This window comes from Drouetiella sp. (genome assembly GCF_059504425.1).
Genome location: NZ_JCACIN010000081.1, coordinates 118,765 through 140,787, shown reverse-complemented (window position 1 = coordinate 140,787; position 22,023 = coordinate 118,765). Strand labels below are relative to the sequence as shown.

Below are 22,023 nucleotides of genomic sequence, written 5' to 3'. Positions count from 1 at the left end.
GCTCAACTTAAACCTTTTAAGATTCACTGTAGATGTTTGTGGTTAGCCCTCGGCGCTCTAAGGCATCTAGGAGATTGTGAGATTCGATCAGTTGACGATTCTCTGCTTTTTGCAACCACTCAATCAGCGCTTCATTGGCAACATCACTCACCGACCAATCCTTTCCCGAATTCTTGAGCGGAATGATTGCACGTACCAAAAAATCAATATCTGGGCGCACTTGTGCCCTAAACTGCACTGATTTGGATTCCGACATCACAGATTGCCACAAAAGACTTGTGCAATTTTGCCATGTCACAGGTTGAAGATTATTGAATTGACATTTTAGCAATTTGATATCTATCAAATTGCTAAAATGTGCGATTATAAAAACAAGCGCCCCGCTATTGACCAATAGAGGGCAGGAGAACTATTTCAACAGGTGAACTATGGCAGAAGAATTTGTGTCGTCAGACGATCGCGCTCCCGAAGTCCAGTCCAGCAGAGAGCGGATCAAGCATTTGCTTGTGGGTTCGCCCAGAGCCGTCAAACGCACGATTCAAATCCTGCATATTCAGGGCTATGCAGAAGTTAGCTTTTGGTCTAAACCCGTTGCCGCTCAGGATTTGGGGGAGCCGGGAGAGGTGGTGAGCGTGCTGTTGCGCTATGGGGCGATCGAGTAGTTTGGAACGATAAAAAATGGGACGACAAAAAAGGGCTAGAGACAATGCTCTAACCCTCTGCTCATAGATTCAACGGATTAGTCTAGCGCTTAACCAGCTTCTTCGAGACCTTGCGCAGGCGAATCGACTTGGGTGTGACCTCCAGAAGTTCGTCGTTGCCGATGTATTCCAAAGCTCGCTCCAGATTCATGTCGATCGGGGTTTGAAGCTGCACTAGCTCTTCACCGCCAGATGCGCGATGGTTGGTGAGCTGCTTGGCTTTACAGACGTTTAGCTCCAAATCCTGCTGGCGGTTGTGTTCGCCAATGATCATGCCTTTGTAGACTTTGGTACCGGGCGAGATAAAGAAAGCGCCTCGGTCTTCAGCGTTCTTCATGGCGTAGAAGGTTGAAACGCCCTCCTCAAAAGAAATCAGCACCCCGTTTCGGCGAGTCTCAAATTCGCTAATGATCGGACGATAATCCAGGAAGCTGTGGTTCATGATGCCGTCGCCGCGCGTCAGACGCATAAACTCACCCCGGAAGCCAATCAAGCCGCGTGCCGGAATCAAAAACTCTAGCTGAGTCCGACCATTGCCGCCAACGTGCATATCTTGCATTTCGCCCTTGCGCTGACCTAGCCGCTCAATACAGCCACCCACCGCATCTTCAGGCACATCTAGAACGAGCTGTTCAAACGGTTCGCAGGGTCGTCCGCCGACTTCGCGGTAGATCACTTCAGGCTTAGACACCTGAAACTCATAGCCTTCGCGTCGCATCGTTTCGATCAAGATGCCCAGGTGCAATTCACCCCGACCCGCAACCGCTAGCTTATCGGGTGAGTCAGTGTCTTCAACGCGCAGCGCCACGTTGGTTTCCAGCTCTCGCATGAGGCGATCGCGCACCTGTCGAGAAGTCACGAACGTGCCTTCCTGACCGCAGAACGGCGAGTCGTTTACAGAAAAAGTCATCTGCAAAGTTGGCTCATCCACCTTAATCAGCGGCAATGCCTGGGGATTGGTGGGGTCAGTGATTGTCTCACCAATGTTGGCATCGGCAAAGCCTGTGATCGCTACAATGTTACCTGCCGAAGAGGATGCCATTTCCACCCGCTTCAAGCCGTCGAAACCCAGCAGCTTAGTGATTTTTGCTTTGACGATCGAGCCGTCTTCTTTCACCAGCGCCGCCTGCTGACCCATCTGGATCACGCCGTTGTGAATCTTGCCGATGATGATTCGACCCATGTAATCTGAGTAGTCCAACGTCGTTACCTGAAGCTGGAGCGGCTTTTCAGGATCGCCGACTGGAGGTGGCACATGGTTGAGAATCGCCTCAAACATAGGCTTCATGTCTGTTGATTCTTCTTCCAAAGCATTCTTGGCATAGCCCGCCAGCCCTGAAGCAAACAGGTAGAAGAAATCGCACTGGGCATCATCTGCGCCCAGCTCTAGGAAGAGATCCAGCACCTTATCGACCGATCCATGGGGATCAGCTTGAGGGCGATCGATTTTGTTGACGACGACGATGGGGCGCAATCCCTTTTCCAGCGCCTTTTTCAGCACAAAGCGCGTCTGAGGCATCGGGCCTTCGTTGGCATCGACAATCAGAATACAGCCGTCAACCATGCCCAGAACCCGCTCCACTTCGCCGCCGAAGTCTGCGTGTCCAGGAGTATCAATGATATTGATCAGCGTTTCGCCATAGTGAACGGCAGTATTTTTGGACAGAATCGTAATGCCCCGCTCCCGCTCCAGCGTGTTGGAGTCCATGACGCAATCCGGAACCTCTTCGCCCTCTCGGAATGTGCCGGACTGTCGCAGCAGTGCATCAACGAGCGTAGTTTTGCCGTGGTCAACGTGAGCAATGATGGCAACATTGCGAATAGGCAGAGTCATAAAAAAGTTCCGGTAGAGAAATGTAGGAGAAGCCTTACTAGGGTTAATTCACTTCTTAATAGAGTCTTCCTTGCTTCTAGAAAGAATTCCGTGTAAAGAAGCCGTCATGATCTTATCTTAACTGTTCGTAAAATAACTGGCTTTCTGGAAGATGAGTTAGGGCGATCGCTAGCTTCTCACCGTTAGAGTCATTCTTCAAAAGGCACCCGTGAGGGCACTGGTCAAAACTGCCCAAATTAGCCAAGATTGGCGTGTCCAGGGCTGAATTGATTAACTTTTGGTTAAGCCGCCAACTTCTCCAAGACTGAAACCCATGAGCCTTTCGCCATAAGCTCCTTAATAAATAAAGTAGAGGAAACCTGATGTCCCTAAACTATGGTGTTCTGAAGGGTCGCCCGATCGCCGTCAAGTTTGCCGCAGGTGCAAATGACCATTATCAGATTCGCATTGTGGATGACACGACAGACTACCGAATTGCGATCAACGTCAAATCGAGCGAAATTCCCCCTGACGTTCTCTACTTCGTGGATGAAAATTTTACCTACCCAACTTTGAATCAGCTAGAGCAATTGCCTCTGGGCTTTAAGCCTCTGCCAGAGCGCAAACCAGGCGGATTGTCATTAGATTATATTCGGGGAAACCTCTTCGATCGCACTAAAATGGTGCCGCTAGCGGGTTCTATACCTGGGCCAGAAAATGATTTGAACGAGAAGATCAATCGATATGTTCAGCGGGCGCTGTCGGATGAAACGGCTCTGATTTATGCCTTTGGCGCAAGATGGGGCCCAGAAGAGCAAAAGAAAGACAAATACTTTGGCTTCTTGCCGGGTAATGGGATTCATGACATTCACATGAATCAGGGAAATAATGCTAGGTACGTGGATGATGATGGCGTTTGGCAAGATGGGGCGATGTTAATCCACTTTCCGGCTGAGAGTCGCTGGATTGCTGTTTTTCTGAAATTTCAGTCCCAGACTTGGCATACAGACGATCGCACAGGTCATGCTATTCCGACCAACGAACCGGGCAAACCGCCCGTCGTGAATGAAGAACCTACGCCCGAAACGCCAATTCCAGACGAACCTCAAGGGATTGTGCGGATCATTGCGGCGCTAGTCAATTCTACAGGTCCTGCGCCTGAGCAAGAAACCGTAACCCTGCTCAATACCTCGCCTGACGCGATCGATCTAACTGACTGGGCGATCGCCGATCGGCTTAAGAACAAGCATAAGCTGACAGGGGCGATCGCGCCTGGAGCCACGGTGCTGATTGCTTTGCCGCCTACGGTGCAGTTAGGCAACAAGGGTGGCTTAATTACTTTACTCAACCAGGAAGGACTCAAGGTCGATGGGGTTGCCTACACGGCGCAGCAGTCCAAGCTAGAAGGCTGGACTGTGGTCTTCTAAGACGTTGTGGTATTGCTCGATCGGGGGATGATTTTTGTATGAGAGGGGTACAGAGCGCCCCTCTCATACAAAAAGTTTTCTCATGCCAATTTAACCAGTATCGCTGGCGATATGTGGCTGACCCATGGGCGCAAGTTTGAACCAAAAAATCGCTCTAAAAAACCGCCAACCCTGCGTCAAGCAGTGCGCTGGATTACCCAACTGGGGGGATTTCTGGCTCGAACAGGGGATGGTGAAAAACCCTAAGCCCTGTAACCGCTCATTATTCCTTGCGCTATCCCTTGCGCGATAATGGGGGAGTGGGAGGGAGCGCTTCGCATGGGTCGGGGGTTCGGGCGTTTAGGGAGGAGATAGGGCTGATGTTTACAGGTCTGATTCAGGCTGTGGGAACGGTTCGGGCACAGGGAGAGAATCTGCTTCAGGTTTCTTGTGACGCGATCGCTCATCTGGGCACGTTGGAACTCGGAGACAGTGTGGCGGTGGATGGCATTTGCCTAACGGTGACGGGGCTGCTGCCCATGGGTTTTACTGCCGATGTGTCGCCTGAAACCCTCAGCCGCACGACTTTAGGACAGGATTCTCAGGATGTGCCTGTCAACCTGGAACCTTCGCTACAGGTGGGTAGCAAGCTGGGCGGGCATTTTGTGACGGGGCACATTGATGGTGTGGGCTATCTGGAGTCCTCTGTGCAAACAGAGAATGCCTGGGAGATGAGTTTTAGGGTGCCGGATGCGCGGGTGGCTCGCTACATTGTGTCTAAGGGCAGTATTGCAATTAATGGGGTGAGTTTGACGATCGCAGATTGTGATCCGATTGGCTCCTGGTTTAAGGTGGCTGTGATTCCACTCACCTATGCCGAGACAAACTTACGCTACTTACAGCCTGGTGGTCGGGTGAACCTAGAGGGCGATGTGCTAGGCAAGTATGTGGAGAAGTTTTTGCGGCTTGGTTCTGATGCTCATCAGCTCTCAGTTTCAGGACTAGAGGAAATTCTGGTGGCGGGCGGAAGTAGGGGCGATCGAGCAGATGTTACCGAGACATTCTTAGCAGAACATGGGTATTCGTAGCGTTATGCCTAAAATTACGTAATTGAGTTAGGACGAGTTATTTGAGAGCCGCGCAGAGCGCGGCTCTCAAATAACTCATTGGATCTAGGCGCGTAGCGTTACGTATCTTCAAGGAATTGCAAAAATGCGGGGGGAACTAGACGGAGTTCGCCCGACCTCAAGCGATCGCACTCTACCCAAAGCGCCGTGAATTTGTTGCCCACTTCACAAGCTTGAAACGAGTCAGACTGATAGAAGCGATCGTCTGCAAAGTCGCATCGGTAAAGCTGGACTAACTCATGTCCCGGCTTGCCGTTGTAGGTAAACAAATTTTCCAGGCATCCAATATATTCAACGTGAATCAGCTCAGCATTTATTTCTTCCAGAAACTCTCGACGGAGAGCTGCTTCACTGGTTTCACCAAACTCTACCCCTCCTCCCAAGGCACGATAGAAAACTTCTTGCGTTTCAGGATTATGGGCTTCAAATACAAAAATTCGAGTTTTGTGTTTGATTAGCCCCAGCGCAACCACGCGAATATGTGCAGGGGGCGAATAAACGCCCTGAGAAGCAGTTTGATTCATGGAAGTGAATTCGCAGAACTCTAGTTATTCTGATTGTCTTGATCGTTTTCGGCAAAGCTCGATCGCTTGTTTCCAGGGATTTTCCAGTCTTGATTTTCGCCACCAAAAATAATCCGCTCGATCGTCACATAGTCTTTGCTGAGCTGGTCGAGGGCATTGATCAAAATATCGGCGGCGATCGCGTCGGCAGTGCCCAGATCAAACCAGCAGCGTCCCCAGTTGCCTTCGTACTCAAACTCACTCATATTGTGCATTAGCGCCACAAAGCTATCTTCGGCGGCATCCTGGTTGTACTCTAAGTAGCTGATGTCTAAGCCTGTGTCTTGCACCTGCATATTTTCGGCATTGAAGCCGCCCAGTTTACCTAGCAGAAACCAGGAGTTGAAGACTTCCTCAACATACTGCTGTTCGGCGGTCGAGGGCGTGTTGCTGAATTCTAGCCAGATCCAGAGATCAAAAAAATCGCACTCGCGGAATTCTACTTTCATGGGAGACGGGTCGTGGGGGTGTTTTTCAAGTGGGTTACTTTTTTGCAGAGGCGCTTTGTGCGCTTTTCAAAAAAGCTTACGTTAGAGGTTGGGAAGTGTGAGTTTCTAGTCCGATTGCTTCAGAAATATTGGACAATTTGCTAGACTCCAGCTTTTGCACCAATCCCTCCAGGATACGACGCACCATCCAAGGTCCTTCATAAATCCAGCCCGTGTAAACTTGCAACAGACTAGCTCCAGCCGTAATCTTTTCCCAGGCATCGGCTGCCGTAAAAATGCCGCCCACGCCAATAATCGGCAGTTTGCCCTGAGTTTCTCGGTAAATAAAGCGAATCACTTCAGTCGATCGCTGCCTCACCGGAGCGCCGCTGATGCCGCCTGCCTCTTCGCTAATGGGTTTACCTGCGATCGTCTTTGTCTCTAAGTGATCGCGGCGAATCGTGGTGTTGGTGGCAATGATTCCGGCAAGCTCGTAAGCCTGAGCGAGCTTGATCACGTCAGCAATTTCCTCCCATTCCAGATCGGGCGCAATTTTAATCAGCATGGGCTTAGCGAGATGGTTTTCCTGCTGGAGGGCTGCCAAGATAGGCTCAAGCTGATCGGCGGCTTGCAGCGATCGCAACCCCGGCGTATTGGGTGAAGACACGTTCACCACAAAGTAGTCGCCCCAATCTCGCAAGAGCCGAAAGCTGCCTGAGTAGTCCTCTGCGGCGGTTTCGAGAGGCGTAATTTTGGATTTTCCCAGGTTGATGCCGATGGGAATGGAGGCGCGATCGATCGACCGTTCAGTCATCTTCTCCAATCTTTTCGCTAACGCTGCCGCTCCCTGGTTATTAAATCCCATGCGATTCAGAGCCGCCTGATCGATTGGCAAGCGAAACAGACGCGGCTGAGGATTTCCTGGCTGAGCATGGAGGGTGACGGTACCTAGCTCGGCAAAGCCAAAGCCGAAATCAGACCAGAGACTAGCCGCGACTCCATCTTTGTCAAACCCCGCCGCCAGACCGATCGGATTGGCAAAGGGCAAACCCCAAAGCTGCTGCTCTAGCCCCGGATGCTGAAACTGACAGGATCGCTGAAGCTGCTGAGATAGCTGTCCGGATATTCCACGTTGCTCAGCCAGCCAGTTCAGGAGGCGCAGCGTTTGCTGGTGTGCCTGCTCTGGGTCAACTTTAAGCCCAGAGAACAGGAGCGGACGTAGGATTGACTTATAAATATCCAGCTTGTCAATATTCAAAATAAGGCTTGAAGTCTAGGCTACTTCACAGATTAACGTAAATCAGGGCAGGGGTTTTTAAAGCGCAAGAGAATCATGTCTCTGTCCTAACCGCTTTGGCGGTTGCTATGGAAGGCACAGATAGGAAGGGCAGGACTAAGGGAATTCTAAAGAAAATCAGCTCTGTTAGAGTCTAGAGGCAGCAGAATCTGTAAAAGTCCTGCAAAATCATACCTCATGGCGATTTGTCTCAGCCTTCATACCGGAGCGCTACAGGGTACCATCAAGAGCATTACAAGCGAGAGCACCGTAAATTCCCGCCAGTTTGTCTAATCAGAGGAGCATTCAGGCGGCAGGAGTCAGATTGGCATGGGTTTGCAAAAAGAACCGTCGGGACATGAAAGACAATTAGTGGCTTTAGGACGCGTTCTTCAAGCCCTTCGGGAAGAGGAAACGGTTGATGGCTTGATCAAAATGGCGTTGGGCTATCTTCAGGCTGAGTTTAACTACGCTCTGGTTTGGATAGCACTATACGATCGCCCTGAACACCGCCTAATCGGCAAGGGTGGGCACGCTCCAGCAGGAGATGACACTTTTCTTAAGCAGCGCTTCAGCCTCAGTCCGGGCGATTTGCTGGAGCAGGTGGTGATTCAGCTCCGACCCATTGGCGTTCCCGACCTGCGTGAGGAGTCCAGAGCCGGAGAATGGCGTAAAGCTGCCCAAAAGTACAGCATTCAGGGCACGATCGTCTTCCCCATTCGCCATAAAAGTGACTGTTTTGGTCTAGTGCTGCTGGGTTCTCCTCTCTGGGGAACCTCTCCCCATGCCGACGAAAAAGCTAGACTGTCGATGCTGCTCGGATCATTAGCGGACGGGCTTTACCAACTCGCAGGTGAACAGCATCGACAGCAGGTCAAGCGCCCTGATCAGCCGCTCTTAAGCCTGTTAGCAAAACTGCGATCGCTCCCCAATCTCAAAAAACGCCTAGATGCCGTTATTGATGAGACGCACCGTTTTGTCCAGCCCAATCGCACCAACATCTACTGGTATGAGCCTCAGCAGCGCTACTTCTGGAAGCGTCAAGGCAGCCGCGCTTTAGAAGGGAATGACCTAAAAATTCCGGTTCAGGAGATTAACGGTTTCTATCAGGCGCTAACGGCTGACCAGGTAATTTCTATTGGCGAAGCCCAAAGCACAGTGAAAGCCGACCTCAGCGGACGCATTATGCAGTATCTCCAGGCGCGATCGCTCATCGCGGCTCCGGTGCTATACCAGGGAGAGCTACGCGGCTTTCTTACTGTTGAGGGCAATGAGGCGCGGCTCTGGTCAGAAGAAGAGAAAAACTTTGTTCGGGGGGTAGCGCAGATGGTTTCCCTGGTGGCTCCCCTCGAAGAAATGGAGGTCACTGTTCAGCAGGTTAAGCTCGATCAGGTGCTGACGGCAGAGATCACGCGCGCCCTCTACACCGAGGATGACTGGAAAATCACCCTGCAAAAATGTGCCGATCAGGTGTGTCAGCGCCTCAGCACCGAACGGTTTTTGGTTTTACTCTACGACAAAGACCTTAAAACATTTGAAATTTGCTACCAGCAGCAGCCGAAACAGCGCCGTCCGATCGCCCAATCGCTAGAAGATTTGAATCCCGTAGACTGGCAGATGCTGGAACGTAGCACAGAAGCTGTTGCCGTGGAAAACCTGGAGGCAGACCTGAAGCTGATGGCATGGCGGCAGGTGTTTCTAGAATCAGAGGTGCGATCGCTGCTGGTGTGCAGCACTTCTATGGGCAAGTCGATCGAGGGCTTGGTGGTGCTGGGGCATGAAACCGCCCGAAGCTGGAGCCGAGCCGAGCGGGATTTGTTACGGGTCGTTAGCCAGCAGATTGGGCTGCTGTTGCACCAATTTCAGCTTCAGCGTCAGACCGATCGGCTACAAAAAAACTATCAGGCGGTGCAATGGGGGCTAACCACGATGCAGCAAACACATCAGCTCGATCGCCTAGAGCAAGCCGCCACGCAGCAAATTGCCCAGCTCCTACAATCTCCTCTGGCAGTTCTGATCACCTGGCTACCGGGACGCACCACCGCTCAGCTGACGGCACCCGTTGTCTCAAAGCGTCAGTTTGAGGTGGCAATTCAGGTGCCTGTGCCTATCTACACAGATGTGCTGGTGCAATGGGCACTACAAACCGACGGGCTGCTGACCGTGGGCATCAATGACATCTCGCCTGAGACGCGCCAATGGCTTTGCGGCGCTGAGATCGGTCAAGTTCTTGTGTTGACCTTGCGCACGGCTCCAGAGCATGAGCCGACCGGAATTATTTTGGTGGGTGACGTTGCCGATCGCCAGTGGTCAGAGCAGCAAATGATTGCCTTTGGCACGCTCACCAGTCAGTTAGGCTGGGGTCGCCGCTATCTACTCATTGCCGAAACCCTGTTCGAGCAGCGGGAAAAGCTAGAGCAGCTCAACTGGTACAAGCAGCGCCGCCTAGAGGAAACCTACCGTATCTTGGGAACAGGCGTGCGGCGGCTGAACGAACTCAGCCACCAAAAAGAAGGTGCATCCAGTATGCGCTACCAGCAAATTTTGCGGCATTTGGGTGGAACGCTAACGGCGCTGACTCCTGTGCTAAAGCATGAGCAGTGGCAGTTTCAAGGAGATTACGAGACAATTCCGCTAGCCAGCTTACTGAGGCGATCGCTCGAACGGCTAGACTCCTTGATCAAACAGCGACAGATCTGGTCGCAGGTTCACAATGATGCCAGCGTTACCATTGGCGGCGATGTTCCCAAAATTGAGTTTGTCCTGCTAGAGGTTTTGACGGCTGCCTGTCAGCGTTCTGTCGCGGCAGGGCGGCTAGATATTTGGTGCCGCCAGGTTGATGCTCAGTGGCTAGAGCTATCCATTACCGATAACGGCATTGTCGAGCCAAGGCTGCTGGAAGAGCTAGAAATGGGGCGATCGAGCGATTTACTCGTTCCCTCAACCCTAGAACATCCGCCCGGTTTACACCTAGCAATCTGCAAATCCATCATGGTTCGAATTGGTGGCGAATTTAGCTTTCACAAGCTAGAAGATGGTCGGCTGTTCAGCCGTCTGCTGCTGCCGATCGCCACAGGAACAACTCTGAATCATGCGGCTCGAAGTGAGGGCGAAATTACAGGATTTTTCTAAAGGGAAGGGATGATGTTCTAGACCTATAGCTGTCGCTAGTTTGCTTAGGAAATTTTTGGTGGGGCGCTTCGCGCCCCACCAAAAATTTCCCTGTCCCAACCGCCTTAGCGGTTGCTATATTGTTGATTTTTTGAAACACTACCAAGGGAACAATGGTAATCCTAATCATGGGGGTTTCCGGCTCTGGCAAGACCACGATCGGCAAAATGCTGGCAGAGACATTGCAGTGGCAATTTAGCGATGCCGATGATTTTCATCCGGCAGCCAATATCGAGAAAATGAGTCGGGGAGTGCCGTTAAGCGATGCCGATCGCCTGCCCTGGCTTCAGTTATTGCAAGGGGCGATCGAGCAATGGCTGAGTCAGGGAATCAATGTCGTACTTGCCTGTTCTGCCCTCAAGTCTGAGTATCGCCAGTGGCTTCAGCCATCTAATCAGCTCCAGCTAACTGATCAGATCAAGTGGGTTTACCTCAAAGGCTCATCTGAGCTAATTCAGCAGCGACTCAACCAGCGCCAAGGGCACTACATGAAAGCAAACCTGCTTAAAAGCCAGTTCGATACTTTGGAAGAACCCGACAATGCACTCCAGATAGAGATTGGTCAACCACCTGAAGCGATAGTTCAGGCAATCAAAACCGATTTCAAGATTGAGTAAATAGAACGGGATCGACGGGGCTCGAACCCGCAACTTCCGCCGTGACAGGGCGGTGCTCTAACCAATTGAACTACGATCCCTCGTAGCGAACGCGTTTTCAGCGCGATCTCCATATTTACCTAGTAATTGAATTTTGTCAAACACTTCTTGTGAAGTTTTTTATCGTAGGTTGTGAATCTACCCTGATACAATTCGATTTGCGGCACTGCCCAGCACATTTTTCTAGTGCCCTGCCAGCAGTATCGCCCTCATTCTGTCAAGACCTAGCGCACCCATGACCTCTTCACCTAACCCTCTGGAATCCAGTTCTCTAGAAAGCTCTCTGGAATCCAGTTCTTCAGAACCCAGCCCGTTAGAGCAGCATCGCCAGCAATTTCCGGCGCTTGCCAACAAAGCCTACTTTAACTACGGCGGGCAGGGAGCTATGCCCCAGAGCGCGATCGCTGCCATCCTCAGCGCCCACGAGCATATCCAGCAGATAGGTCCCTTCTCAAGCGCCATCAACGACTGGGTGACAGAAGAAATGGAGCAAATGCGAGAAACGATCGCCACTGAGCTAGGCGCGGCTCCCGGAACGATCGCCCTGACGGAAGATGTCTCGGTCGGCTGCAACATTGCCATGTGGGGAATTGACTGGCAGACGGGCGATCATCTGCTGCTGTCGGACTGCGAACATCCAGGAATTATTGCGGCGGCGCTAGAAATTCAGCGGCGGTTTGGGGCGGAGGTGACGTTTTGCCCTTTGATGGCAACGTTGAACGAAGGCGATCCGGTGACAGTCATCACGCAAAATTTGCGCCCTACGACTCGCCTTGTGGTCGTCAGCCATATTCTCTGGAATACAGGGCAGGTTTTGCCGATCGCCGAAATTGCTCGTGCCTGCCACAATTACCCCACGCCCAAAATTCCAGTGCGGCTTCTGGTTGATGCAGCGCAGTCGGTTGGGGTAATGCCGCTCAACTTGAGCAAGCTACGCGCAGATTTTTACGCTTTTACAGGACATAAGTGGTGGTGTGGACCAGCGGGTATAGGCGGGCTGTATATCCACCCAGAGGCGCTGTCTAGCCTCAGCCCCACGTTTATCGGCTGGCGCGGCGTCAAGAAAAATGCTTCGGGCTACCCGATCGGCTGGATGCCTGACAGCAGGCGCTTTGAGGTGGCCACTTCTGATTACGCCCTATTTAGCGGTTTGCGAGAGGCGATCGCGCTTCAAAATCAGTGGGGATCGGCTGCCGAACGCTTTGAGCGGATTTTGGCGCTTAGCCTCGCTCTCTGGCAAAAGTTATCCGATCTGCCCCACGTTACCTGTCTGCGATCGGCTCCCCCTGAAGCAGGTTTGGTGTCCTTTAAAGTCGATCGCCCTGGGGCTGGGATTCATAGCCGTCTGGTGCTGGAGCTAGAGCAACAGTCCATCTTTTTGCGCACCATTCAAGATCCAGACTGTGTGAGAGCCTGTGTACATTACCTGACTTTGGAATCGGAAATCGATCGACTTGTTGAAGCAATTCAAAAGTTTGAGTAAAAATTTATCTACCCGTAGTCATAGTTACCTAGTAACTGGATTACCTGAGCTAAGCTTTGTATCAGCAGCAACTTTACGAAACTTTGTATAAAGTCGGAAAGCCTCTGTTTTGAGAAAAGCTGAGAAGGTTTGGGAAAAGTTTAGAAGAAAGCTGAGTTTTGAGAACTCAGAAACCGCATCACATGAAGGAGTTGCTAGGAATGGTAGAAGTTGCTGAGAAGCACCGAGTCGTAATTGTGGGAGGCGGCTTTGGTGGGCTGTATGCGGCAAAAGAGCTGGGTCGCGCCCCGGTTGAGGTAACGCTGATCGATAAGCGAAACTTCCATTTGTTTCAGCCTTTGCTCTACCAGGTGGCAACGGGAACCCTCTCTCCAGCAGATATTTCTTCGCCGCTGCGCGGCATCCTCAGCGGCAACAAAAACACCAAGGTGCTGATGGATGAAGTGACCGATATTGACGCAACTCAGCAGAAAGTGATGTTGCAGAATGGCGAAGTGCCCTACGACACGTTAATCATTGCCACAGGGGTCAGCCATCACTACTTTGGCAACGACCATTGGAAGCCTACCGCTCCTGGATTGAAGACGGTAGAGGATGCTCTGGAGATGCGGCGACGGATCTTCATGGCGTTTGAAGCCGCGGAAAAGGAAACTGACCCTGAGAAGCGTAAAGCTTGGCTGACCTTCATTGTGGTGGGCGGCGGTCCGACAGGCGTGGAATTGGCTGGAGCGATCGCCGAACTCGCCTACAAAACCCTGAAGCAAGACTTCCGCAACATTGACACAGGCGCCGCCAAGATTTTGCTGCTCGAAGGTCTCGATCGTATTCTGCCGCCTTACCCCCCTGAGCTGTCTGAGAAAGCCGCTCAGTCACTAGGGGAAATGGGCGTGACCATCTGCACCAAAACGCTGGTAACAAACATCGAAAACAATGTCGTCACGGCAAAGCAGGGCGATCAGGTGGAAGAAATTCCGGCTCAAACCATTCTCTGGGCGGCTGGGGTCAAGGCTTCGGTGGTCGGCAAGGTGCTAGAGCAGCGGGCGGGGGCAACCCTCGATCGCGTTGGGCGCGTCATGGTAGAACCCGATCTCACCCTCCCGAATCAGCCCAATATTTTTGTGATTGGCGACTTGTCTGTTTACACCCACCAAGACGGCAAGCCCTTGCCTGGTGTAGCTCCTGTAGCCATTCAGGAAGGGCAGTACGTTGCGCGTCTGGTGCGCGAACGCCTTCTGGGGAACGACCTGCCTCCCTTCCGCTATAACGATATGGGCAGTATGGCAATCATTGGACAAAACAAGGCGGTTGCCAACATGGGAGGCGCTAAGTTTTCAGGAGCGCCAGCTTGGTTTCTGTGGACTTTTGCCCACATCTACTACTTGATTGAGTTCGACAACAAGCTGATTGTGATGCTCCAGTGGGGCTGGAACTACTTCACCCGTAACCGTGGAGCAAGGCTGATTACAGGCGAAGGCGTTTTAGAGCAAGTCAACGTAGACGCGGACGGCAATTATGCAGTTGCTTCAGCGAGTCAGGCTGCCGCTAAGGTATGAACACCGGGGGTAGAAGTCGCTCATTGCTTCTACCCTCCCCCTAATTTTCTGAGCCTGCTGCTTTTTATTTGTTTTTTACTTGATTTTTTGAGGCAATGTCTGAACCTGCGTCAATTCTTGGATCAGTTAGAGTCGGAACCCTTACCCTGGAGCTAGTTGGGCTTCGCAATCTCAGGGGTGTCGTCAACCTGGGGTTATTTGACAGCCCAGAAGGGTTTCCCAATGTTGCTGCCCAAGCCGTGCGATCGGGCTGCTTTGAGGTTTCAGCCAGTCCATTAATTTTGACCTTCCCCGATCTGCCGTTTGGGCGCTATGCCGCTACGGTGCATCATGACGAAAATCAGGATGGCATTCTCAACGTCAATTCTCTGGGCATTCCTAAAGAAGGCATCGGCTTTTCGAGCGATCCCAAAATCTGGCTAGGTGCGCCTCCCTTCCATAAAGCCGCCTTTGACTTTACGCCGGAAAGCCGATCGCTCACTATCACCATGAAATACCTCTTGCCGTAGCTTCCGAAAGCACGTCTAGATTCCGTTGCACCGTGCCGTGAAGCTGCTGGATTACCTGGTTAACGGTTGCTGAGCGATCGCGCCGATAGTCTGCCACATGATCCTTGAGGTTAATGGGTTTGCCGATGCGCAAGTAGGCCTGCCGATAGCCTTTGGGGTGCGGCTGATCAATTTTGAAAACCTCACGCTCTAGGCGAATCAACGTATCCAAAAATCTCTCAGGCGTTGGCTTCTCGGAAACATAGCCGTCATAGATGGCATCAAAATTGAGCACCCGCGCCGTGGCTTGCAGCATCACATCCCAGCCATCGGTGCCGTCAGGCATGAGGGTACTCGATCGGTTCTCTAGGGCATGACGGATGCGGTAAACCCGCTCACGATCGGGTTCTCCCTTGATAAACGTCAGCTTAAGCTGAGCCTCGCACTGCTGCAAAACCTGCGCCTTGAGTCGGGTAATGCGCTGATTCCAATTGAGATCAAGCGGTGAGGGTAGACCATATTCCTGCTCACAGTTCACCAGCACATGCTCAGCAATCGTTCTCAGCCGCTGATAAACATCCCCTGCTGGCGGCAGTGCGATCGCTTTTTCCAAGCGGTTCAGGGTTTTTTGAATCACCACCGACATTTTGCCTGTGTAGCGGTATTTGAGGCTAATGGGCACGGCGTACAGGTCAGGCAAATCGGGCGAGCTAGGTGAACCAGATGAACCAGATGAGCCAGGTGAACCAGAACGCTTGTCCAGCCTTGCTAACGCCTGAAGCGCAATCTGCACGGCTCCTGAGCGAAATGGCATCACCGTATCGTTTTGGAATGAGCAGCCGCCTTCTGGAAAAACCACCAGCTTGCAGCCCGGACGAGTCACTAGAGACAGCGTTTGCCGCACGCTCTCGCGATCGGCAAGCCCCCGCCGCACCGAGTACGCCCCAATCCGCTGATAAAACCAGCCTCGGATGCCCTGAAATCGCTCATGAGCCGCCAAGTAATAGAAAGGCTGTCCTACCCGTGCCGAGAGCAAAAACAGCACCACCTCGTCCTGAAAAGTCGAGTGGTTGCACAGCAAGAGGCAAGGCTGCTGTTGCAGGGTCGCGATCGGCACTTCGGGTTCTGCGCTGACCACAAGTTCGAGGCGATCGATCCAGCGCGCAATCCAGGGAGAAGCTTGCTGGAGCATCCACACCAGGAAGGGGTTGATCTTGGGGGGATAAAAGGGAAGCCGCGTCATTCGGAGTCCATTGCAGAGCAATTCGGTGAAAGAAGCTAATCCAAATTCTGCTATCAATTTTTTCAAAGTCGTTCGGAAAAATTAACAGCCTAGAACCGATCTACAGATTGACAGCCAAAAATTTCGCACCTCTAGGTTTTCCTTTAGGTCTGGTCTGTAGGACTCGCTGCCTCTATATTCACTCAATTGCTGCCATATTGAATTGGGCGATCGCAAAAGACTAGCTTTTTGGTTGGCTAACGAACATGCAAATTGCTCATATCCGTAAATAATTGGAAGAATCCTCTGCTCCCTAGAACCGCAGCGATATGATTGCAGCGGAGGGCAAACTAGGTTCTAGGCTGTACTTGACTGCAATTAACTTTATCTCTGGCGACTTCTATCTCTAGCGATGGCTGTCTCTGGCGATCGCTTAGGGTAGATCAGGTCTAAATCGAGTAGTAGGTCATTGGATTGATGCTTTCAAGCAAGCTTTATCGATACTTTATCGATATAAGTTAAGTAGCAAGGCTTAAAATCTTCAAAATCACTTCCAAGTCCGACATTGAGTACCCAAGCTATTTTTCTCGACTTCTGCTGTTTTCTTGACTTCTAAAGGCATTAGAGGGATGTTTCAAGAAATAAAAGGTCTAGAAGCATGACCCAGATACACAACTACTGTTGTAAGGATAAAAAGCATGGCTAAAAATTTGCTGGAACAACTGCGGGAAATGACGGTTGTGGTTGCCGACACAGGCGATATTCAGGCAATCAAGAAATTTACGCCCCGCGATGCAACGACGAATCCTTCGTTGATTACCGCAGCCGCCCAAATGCCCGAATATCAGGAAATTGTTGACGAAACGCTGAAGCAGGCTCGGCTTGATGCAGGAGACAATGCATCTGACCAAGATGTGGCAAAGCTGGCATTCGATCGCCTAGCAGTCTCCTTCGGCAAAAAAATTCTAGAAATTGTGCCCAAGCGCGTTTCAACTGAAGTCGATGCCCGTCTCTCCTATGACACCGAGGCAACCATTGAGAAAGGTCGCTACCTCATCTCGGAATATGAAAAGGCTGGAATTTCCCGCGATCGCATTCTCATCAAGATTGCCTCTACTTGGGAAGGCATCAAAGCTGCCGAAGTGCTCGAAAAAGAGGGCATTCACTGCAACCTGACGTTGCTGTTTGGACTTCACCAAGCGATCGCCTGCGCCGAGGCTGGAGCCACCCTGATTTCGCCCTTCGTCGGTCGCATTTTAGACTGGTACAAGAAAGATACTGGACGCACCTATACTCCTCAAGAAGATCCGGGCGTTCAGTCTGTCACCACGATCTACAACTATTACAAGAAATTTGGTTACGACACTGAAGTCATGGGAGCTAGCTTCCGCAGCCTTGGCGAGATCACAGAGTTGGCGGGTTGCGATCTGCTAACGATTTCTCCAGCTCTCCTTGCCGAATTGCAGTCTACCGAAGCCGACTTGCCCCGCAAGCTCGATCCTAGCCAAGCTGCCGCCACAGATCTTGAAAAAATCTCGATAGACAAGGAAACCTTTGACAAGATGCATGCCGCAGACCGGATGGCATCTGACAAGCTGGCTGAAGGCATCGCAGGGTTTACCAAAGCTCTAGAGGCGCTCGAATCTCTGCTGACCGATCGCCTTTCTAAGCTAGAGGGCGAGAAGCAGGAAAGCCATGCAACCGAAGACATGTTTCACCTCTACGATTTAGATGGCGATGGCTTCATTACCCGCGAAGAATGGATGGGCACAGATGCCGTATTTGATGCGCTAGACAGCAACAAGGATGGCAAAATTACGCCAGAAGAGATGAGTGCGGGTCTGGGATCGGTTCTACATCTGGCGAAGGCGCTCGTACCGACAGCCTGACCTGTCAATTTTAAGGGGGGGCTTGCGCTTCCCCTTAAGATTAAAAGTATTGTAGAGAAATCGCGACCTTAGCCGCCCCCATGACTCAAAAAGAACGTAAAGATCCCAGTTTTTTGACGGATCACCAGTCTGTTGCTTCCTTAATCGGGCAACTGCATGAGTACTTTAAAGATGCTTGCTCTCATTATGAAATTGAGCGAAGCCATACGGCTAGCCAGCTTCATGCCCATCAAGACGAGCAAAAGACACAGGAGCTAATGGCTACTTTGCGTCGAATAGATACAGAGATTTCTCTGTTTGCAGTCGTGAGTGACGCTTTATCGATCGCCGATCGCGTCCTTCATACCCGCTCCACCATTACCGAACTGGGTTTAGACAACGAAGTCTACAGAATGCATTACGATTCTCCGAAGCAGACCCCTGAAAAATAAGCCCTGAAAAACAAGCTCTTGCAAAATAAAGCCCCATGAGCCTACATATCTACTTCTTACGGCACGGCGAAACGGCTGCTAGTCGATCGGGCGGCTATTGTGGCGATCTGGATATTGAGCTGACGGCGGTTGGTAAAGAAATGGCAGCCGCCTTTGCAGAAGCCTATCGCTCTTTTCCCTGGGCTACCGTTTATTGCAGCCCTAAACGACGCGCGTTGGATACTGCCATGCCAATTTGTCAGGCGATCGGCGCGGAGATGCAGATCCGAGATGGGCTAAGGGAAATTTCCTATGGCAAGTGGGAAGGCATAACTCCTGAAGAAGCCAGCCGTGACTATCACGATGACTACATTCGCTATATGGCTGATCCAGGCTGGAATGCCCCCACCGGAGGCGAACGGGCTGTAGATATTGCCCGACGCAGCCATCTTGTGTTAGATGAAATTGAGCAGAAGTATCCCACGGGTAACGTCTTGGTGGTTTCTCACAAAGCCACTATCCGGATCATGCTCTGTGGTCTGCTGGGCATCGATGTGGGGCGCTACCGCGATCGCCTTGGCGTACCCGTTGCCTCCATCAGCGTGATCGAATTTGGGACACATGGGCCGCTGCTGCACAGGTTGGGCGATCGATCGCACTTTCCTGAGCATCTGCGCGATCTGCCGGGCAGCTAGAGCTGGAATTGCTAAAACCTCAGGCTAGGATCTCAAAGTGGAATCTCAAGCTGAAAAACCTGCGTCAAAGGATTACGGGAAGGCGATCGAGGGGTTATATTCTTTGATGTTGCCTCTTTGATGTTGCCTAAATAACGGCGTATCATCGTTACGCAGGTTAATCCTACTCGCATCCCCTATTTCAAACTTACTCAATACCTTAGCTGACTCAATGTCTAATCCATCTTTGACGCTTGATACGCCTCGCCCCCGGTGGCACGTGATCTTTTTCACGGTTGTGTTGCACCTGGCTGCTCTACTTGCCTTCTTCCCTGGCAATTTTAGCTGGGCGGCGGTTGGCGTGGCTCTGTTTCTGCACTGGCTGACAATTGGGCTAGGTATTTCTCTAGGATTCCACCGACTGGCAAGCCATCGCAGCTTCAAAGTGCCCAAATGGCTGGAGTATTTCTTGATACTATGTGGCACCTTATCAGGACAGGGCGGTGTACTGGGCTGGGTAGGATACCATCGGGCGCATCATCTTTATACCGACAAAGCGGCTGATCCCCATAACTCCAATGAGGGTTTGTGGTGGAGCCACATTAGCTGGCTGATGCATACTGTGCCCACCAAAGGCGAGCTGCCCCGCTTGACTAAAGACATTGCGAACGATCGCTTCTACCAGTTCTGCCACAACCAGTACATCCCGCTGCAAGGGGTGCTGGCCGTGATTTTGTACCTGATTGGCGGCATGCCCTTTCTGGTTTGGGGCGTGTTTGTCCGTTTGTTCCTAGGCTTTCACTGCACCTGTTTTGTCAACAGCGTTTGCCATAAGTTTGGCTATCGCTCCCATGAAACGGGCGATCGCTCAACCAATTGCTGGTGGGTGTCTTTGCTGACCTATGGCGAAGGCTGGCACAACAATCACCACGCCGCTCAGTCTTCGGCGCGCTATGGCTACCAGTGGTGGGAAATAGACGTAACTTGGCTGACTATCCGTCTCCTACAAGCCGTTGGATTAGCCACCCATGTTAAAGGCGCTAAGGTCGGTTAGGACGGGGACATTCAGGGTGGGGCGCAAAGCGCCCCACCCTGAATGTCCTCAGCAAACTGGCGACAGTTACACCTTTAGGGCTGCCCGGTTTTTAGCGCCTCAATGATCTGAACATTGGCGGCAGGAAAGGGAAACTGATCCAATTCTGCCAATGTTACCCAGCGCACTTCGTCACATTCGATCGCCTGGGGTTCGCCGCTGAGATACTGGCAGTGGTGAACGTTGAGCGTCACCCGAAAATGCGTGTAGGCATGATCGAGGGTCATCAGGCGATCGCCCACCGCAATTTCGATGCCTAGCTCCTCTCGAATTTCTCGCTTGATGCAGTCCTCTACCGTTTCACCGGGTTCAATTTTACCTCCCGGAAACTCCCACAGGCCGCCCAATAGACCTTCCTGACGACGGCGATCGATCAGAATTTGTCTCTCCTGATTCCAGATCACAGCAACGCCAATTTGCTTGTGAGCCAGGGGCGATCGGTTTTCACTCATAGGGATTTGGGTTTGTTGGTTTAGATGAAAGGCTTGACAGTGAGATTGCCACGGGCAAATAGGGCAACTCGGATTTTTGGGCGTACAGACCGTTGCCCCTAGATCCATCAGCGCCTGGTTGAAATCATGGGGATTCTGGGAGTCTAGTAACTCTGTCGAAAGCTGCCAGAGTGCATTGAGCGCCTTGCTAGGGGGCAGGGTTAGAGCCGTTAGCCGTGCCAAAACCCGCTTGACGTTGCCATCTAAAATCGGCAAGGGTTGATTGAACGCCGCACTCAGGATGCCTCCCGCCGTGGTGCGCCCAATTCCTGGCAGAGACAGAACATCCGATAGGTTGACCGGGAACTCTCCTTTAAATTCTTGCACGATCGCCTGTGCCGCTCGATGCAAATTCCGGGCACGGGCATAGTATCCCAGCCCTTGCCAGACCTTGAGCACCTGCTGCTGATCGGCGGCAGCAAGATCGGCGATCGTTGGAAACGCTTGCAGCCATCGCTCATAGTAGGGCATCACTGTCTTCACCTGAGTCTGCTGAAGCATAATTTCAGACACCCAGATGGCGTAGGGATCTTGGGTTTGCCGCCAGGGTAGGGTTCGCCCTGATGCCCTATACCAGCTCAGCAGATCTCGACGTAGGGCTTTCAGATTTAGAGATGAAGGGAGTGGATTCAAGATGCGATCGCCCTTTGAGCTAGATCACGAACTCAAGTCTAAAATCTCAAACTCTTTTTGGACGTACACCATCTGGCGATCGACTGCTGACAGCGTTTGGTTATTGGCTTTGTCAGAGAGCAGACATTGACAGACCAGCGTAGCAACATCTGCCCGGTTAATAGAACCCGCGATCGTCGGGTCAGAGGTCAGCACCGCATTTCCGGTCGCAGGTTCAGATTTTAGCCCGCCTGGACGAACGATCGTATAGGTCAAGCCGCTGGCAATCAGGTGCTGTTCAGCTTGCTCCTTAGCAACCAGAGCATCATGCAAGGCTTCTAGTACCTGGGGCTGGAGTGCTGCCGCCGTGTTACCGCTGCCAATTGAAGACACCAGCACAAACTTCTGCGCCTTTGCCTGAACGGCTGCATCGATCAAGGCTTTATTGCCCAAAAAATCGACTCGCTGTCCGTCAGCTCTCAAACCGCCGATCGTGCTGATAACCGCAGAGATCGGATCGGCTAACATCGCCTGTTCTACTGCCTCTGTGTCTAGCGCGTCACCCAAGGCAACTTTAATTCCCATTGCCTCTAGCTCAGCCTGAACCGCAGTCGATCGCACTAGCGCCTTGACGTTCAACGACTGGGCAATCAGGCAATGCGCAATTTCTCGCCCCACGCCTCGGCTGGCTCCCGCCAAAAAAATGTAGGCTGTACTTGGCATGATGATCTCCAGTGTTCTGATCTCTATCTTGATCTAACCATGCCTGAAGCTTTCAGCGCGAAAAATAAGTTTGAAAACCTTGAATGTCCAGTTGATTTTGAGTAAGCGATGCCAAAACTTTTACAGAATCTAAAATGCTTCTGAGATAGAGAATTAGTAATACTCAGTAGATTGCGAAGCTTACACTTGATCCCCCCAACCCCCTTAAAAAGGGGGCTTCAAACCTCAAAGTCCCCCTTTTTTC

20 protein-coding genes and 1 tRNA gene are annotated in these 22,023 nt (G+C 51.7%); 12 read left to right on the top strand and 9 right to left on the bottom strand.

The window, feature by feature from the left end; all coding sequences use genetic code 11:
• Positions 1-16: 16 nt before the first annotated feature.
• Complete coding sequence (locus AC5JMP_RS19110) at positions 17-256, bottom strand: hypothetical protein (RefSeq protein ID WP_495853072.1); 240 nt, start codon at positions 254-256, stop codon at positions 17-19.
• A 172-nt stretch (positions 257-428) separates the two neighbouring features.
• Here AC5JMP_RS19110 and AC5JMP_RS19105 point away from each other — a divergent pair, with 172 nt between their 5' ends.
• A complete protein-coding gene (locus AC5JMP_RS19105) occupies positions 429-662 on the top strand; it encodes a hypothetical protein (protein ID WP_495853071.1) in 234 nt (77 codons plus the stop codon).
• A gap of 82 nt (positions 663-744) precedes the next feature.
• On the opposite strand, the gene typA is transcribed toward AC5JMP_RS19105, so the two are convergent.
• Positions 745-2,535 carry a translational GTPase TypA gene (gene typA, locus AC5JMP_RS19100; RefSeq protein WP_495853070.1) on the bottom strand — a complete coding sequence of 597 codons (1,791 nt, stop codon included), beginning with the start codon at positions 2,533-2,535 and terminating at the stop codon, positions 745-747.
• A 362-nt stretch (positions 2,536-2,897) separates the two neighbouring features.
• On the opposite strand from typA, the gene AC5JMP_RS19095 reads away from it, so the two are divergent.
• Positions 2,898-3,941: a DUF2278 family protein gene (locus AC5JMP_RS19095; protein WP_495853069.1), complete on the top strand. Its 1,044-nt coding sequence runs from the start codon at positions 2,898-2,900 to the stop codon at positions 3,939-3,941.
• Between the two features lie 359 nt (positions 3,942-4,300).
• Entirely contained in the window at positions 4,301-5,008 is a 708-nt protein-coding gene (gene ribE / locus AC5JMP_RS19090) for a riboflavin synthase (protein ID WP_495853068.1), read from the top strand.
• 98 nt (positions 5,009-5,106) lie between these two features.
• Here the strand turns inward: ribE and AC5JMP_RS19085 are convergent, their stop codons facing one another.
• The 3 genes from AC5JMP_RS19085 to AC5JMP_RS19075 all read right to left on the bottom strand — a co-directional run bounded on the left by AC5JMP_RS19085 (position 5,107) and on the right by AC5JMP_RS19075 (position 7,281).
• Positions 5,107-5,571 (bottom strand): NUDIX hydrolase, encoded by a 465-nt coding sequence (locus AC5JMP_RS19085; RefSeq protein ID WP_495853067.1) that lies wholly within the window; start codon positions 5,569-5,571, stop codon positions 5,107-5,109.
• A 20-nt stretch (positions 5,572-5,591) separates the two neighbouring features.
• A complete protein-coding gene (locus AC5JMP_RS19080; RefSeq protein WP_495853066.1) occupies positions 5,592-6,059 on the bottom strand; it encodes a DUF3531 family protein in 468 nt (155 codons plus the stop codon).
• A gap of 76 nt (positions 6,060-6,135) precedes the next feature.
• The gene (locus AC5JMP_RS19075; protein WP_495853112.1) at positions 6,136-7,281 is read right to left on the bottom strand and encodes a quinone-dependent dihydroorotate dehydrogenase; all 1,146 of its coding nucleotides are present in this window, start codon (positions 7,279-7,281) and stop codon (positions 6,136-6,138) included.
• A 363-nt stretch (positions 7,282-7,644) separates the two neighbouring features.
• Between AC5JMP_RS19075 and AC5JMP_RS19070 the strand changes: the two genes are divergently transcribed.
• Both AC5JMP_RS19070 and AC5JMP_RS19065 read left to right on the top strand, forming a co-directional pair.
• Positions 7,645-10,446, top strand: coding sequence for a sensor histidine kinase (locus AC5JMP_RS19070; protein WP_495853065.1), 2,802 nt, complete (start codon positions 7,645-7,647; stop codon positions 10,444-10,446).
• Positions 10,447-10,598: 152 nt separating this feature from the next.
• Positions 10,599-11,102 (top strand): gluconokinase, encoded by a 504-nt coding sequence (locus AC5JMP_RS19065; protein WP_495853064.1) that lies wholly within the window; start codon positions 10,599-10,601, stop codon positions 11,100-11,102.
• 6 nt (positions 11,103-11,108) lie between these two features.
• Here AC5JMP_RS19065 and AC5JMP_RS19060 read toward each other — a convergent pair.
• A tRNA-Asp gene (locus AC5JMP_RS19060) sits at positions 11,109-11,182 on the bottom strand.
• Between the two features lie 194 nt (positions 11,183-11,376).
• Between AC5JMP_RS19060 and AC5JMP_RS19055 the strand changes: the two genes are divergently transcribed.
• From AC5JMP_RS19055 to AC5JMP_RS19045, 3 genes are all read left to right on the top strand, one after another.
• Positions 11,377-12,624, top strand: coding sequence for an aminotransferase class V-fold PLP-dependent enzyme (locus AC5JMP_RS19055; protein ID WP_495853063.1), 1,248 nt, complete (start codon positions 11,377-11,379; stop codon positions 12,622-12,624).
• Between the two features lie 182 nt (positions 12,625-12,806).
• Entirely contained in the window at positions 12,807-14,177 is a 1,371-nt protein-coding gene (locus AC5JMP_RS19050; protein WP_495853062.1) for an NAD(P)/FAD-dependent oxidoreductase, read from the top strand.
• Positions 14,178-14,272: 95 nt separating this feature from the next.
• Positions 14,273-14,686: a DUF2141 domain-containing protein gene (locus AC5JMP_RS19045; RefSeq protein ID WP_495853061.1), complete on the top strand. Its 414-nt coding sequence runs from the start codon at positions 14,273-14,275 to the stop codon at positions 14,684-14,686.
• On the opposite strand, the gene AC5JMP_RS19040 is transcribed toward AC5JMP_RS19045, so the two are convergent.
• Positions 14,661-15,908, bottom strand: coding sequence for a 1-acyl-sn-glycerol-3-phosphate acyltransferase (locus AC5JMP_RS19040; RefSeq protein ID WP_495853060.1), 1,248 nt, complete (start codon positions 15,906-15,908; stop codon positions 14,661-14,663). The genes AC5JMP_RS19045 and AC5JMP_RS19040 overlap by 26 nt on opposite strands.
• A gap of 677 nt (positions 15,909-16,585) precedes the next feature.
• Between AC5JMP_RS19040 and AC5JMP_RS19035 the strand changes: the two genes are divergently transcribed.
• The 4 genes from AC5JMP_RS19035 (at position 16,586) to AC5JMP_RS19020 (ending at position 19,914) form a co-directional block, all read left to right on the top strand.
• The gene (locus AC5JMP_RS19035; RefSeq protein ID WP_495853059.1) at positions 16,586-17,776 is read left to right on the top strand and encodes a transaldolase; all 1,191 of its coding nucleotides are present in this window, start codon (positions 16,586-16,588) and stop codon (positions 17,774-17,776) included.
• Positions 17,777-17,856: 80 nt separating this feature from the next.
• Positions 17,857-18,207, top strand: a complete 351-nt coding sequence (locus tag AC5JMP_RS19030) for a hypothetical protein (RefSeq protein ID WP_495853058.1) — start codon at positions 17,857-17,859, stop codon at positions 18,205-18,207.
• 35 nt (positions 18,208-18,242) lie between these two features.
• Positions 18,243-18,881: a histidine phosphatase family protein gene (locus AC5JMP_RS19025; RefSeq protein WP_495853057.1), complete on the top strand. Its 639-nt coding sequence runs from the start codon at positions 18,243-18,245 to the stop codon at positions 18,879-18,881.
• A 211-nt stretch (positions 18,882-19,092) separates the two neighbouring features.
• Complete coding sequence (locus tag AC5JMP_RS19020; RefSeq protein ID WP_495853056.1) at positions 19,093-19,914, top strand: acyl-CoA desaturase; 822 nt, start codon at positions 19,093-19,095, stop codon at positions 19,912-19,914.
• A gap of 74 nt (positions 19,915-19,988) precedes the next feature.
• Here the strand turns inward: AC5JMP_RS19020 and mutY are convergent, their stop codons facing one another.
• Both mutY and AC5JMP_RS19010 read right to left on the bottom strand, forming a co-directional pair.
• Positions 19,989-21,077, bottom strand: coding sequence for an A/G-specific adenine glycosylase (gene mutY / locus AC5JMP_RS19015; RefSeq protein WP_495853055.1), 1,089 nt, complete (start codon positions 21,075-21,077; stop codon positions 19,989-19,991).
• 24 nt (positions 21,078-21,101) lie between these two features.
• Complete coding sequence (locus AC5JMP_RS19010) at positions 21,102-21,779, bottom strand: SDR family oxidoreductase (RefSeq protein ID WP_495853054.1); 678 nt, start codon at positions 21,777-21,779, stop codon at positions 21,102-21,104.
• Positions 21,780-22,023 lie beyond the last annotated feature (244 nt).